The organism is Acutalibacter sp. LFL-21 (assembly GCF_025630755.1).
GTDB classification, from domain to species: Bacteria; Bacillota; Clostridia; order Oscillospirales; family Acutalibacteraceae; genus Acutalibacter; species Acutalibacter stercoravium.
Genome location: NZ_JAOTNT010000036.1, coordinates 1 through 875, shown reverse-complemented (window position 1 = coordinate 875; position 875 = coordinate 1). Strand labels below are relative to the sequence as shown.

Sequence of the window (875 nt, the reverse complement as noted above, 5' to 3'; positions counted from 1 at the left end):
CCGAATGTGCAGCGGCTTGTGGACATTGAGCAGAAGAAAGCCGAGGGGAAAGGCCGGGGCTATGAACGCTGGGCGACCATGCACAACCTCAAACAGATGGCCGCGACGCTGAATGTGTATCAGGAATACGGCTTCACTTCCCCGGAGCAGTTAGAAGCCGCCGTTGATACCGCCTATCAGGAAATGCGCCAGACCAGCGGCGAACTGAAAGCACTGGAAACGAAGCTACAAGGGAAAAAGGAGTTGCAGCAACAGGTACTTGCCTATGCCAAGACCAAGCCCGCCCGCGACGGGCTGAAAGCGCAGAAATCCGAGAAAGCCCGCGAAGCATACCGGCAGGCGCATGAGAGCGATTTTATCATAGCCGAAGCCGCCGCCCGGTATTTCAAGGCGCATGGCATTACCAAGCTGCCCGCCCGGAAAGCGTTGCAGGCCGAGATCGAGCAGCTTGTTTCCAAGAAATCCGGCCTGTATAACACCTACCACGAACAGAAGCAGCGGTATGCGGAGTTGCAGACCGTCAAGCGGAATATCGACCAGATTTTGCGCCGGGAGGAACCCCACCGCAGAAAGGAGCAGAGCCATGAGCGATAAGTTACCGAGAATGGACTACCGCCAGCACCGGCGGGCGCGGCGGCTGGTGCATGAGTGCTGTAACTACGACGGGGGGAACTGCCTGCTGTTAGACGACGGGGAGCCTTGCGTGTGCGTCCAGAGCATTTCCCTTTCCCTCATGTGCCGCTGGTTCCGTGTGGCTGTCCTGCCCCTTGACGGGGAACTGGCCGCAGCACTTTTGTACCGGGGGAGCCGGAAACGGTGCGCCGTCTGTGGGGCGGCCTTTGTCCCCAAATCCAACCGGGGGAAATACTGCCCCG

The 875-nt window shown here is 59.3% G+C and carries 1 protein-coding gene and 1 pseudogene; both read left to right on the top strand.

Translation table 11 applies throughout. From position 1 onward, the window contains the following. Positions 1-594 (top strand): annotated as a pseudogene (locus ODJ80_RS14040) (relaxase/mobilization nuclease domain-containing protein); the annotation flags it as partial. Beyond that, a partial coding sequence (locus tag ODJ80_RS14035; RefSeq protein WP_263042557.1) for a cysteine-rich VLP domain-containing protein occupies positions 584-875 on the top strand: 292 nt, incomplete at its 3' end. The pseudogene ODJ80_RS14040 and the gene ODJ80_RS14035, both read left to right, overlap by 11 nt.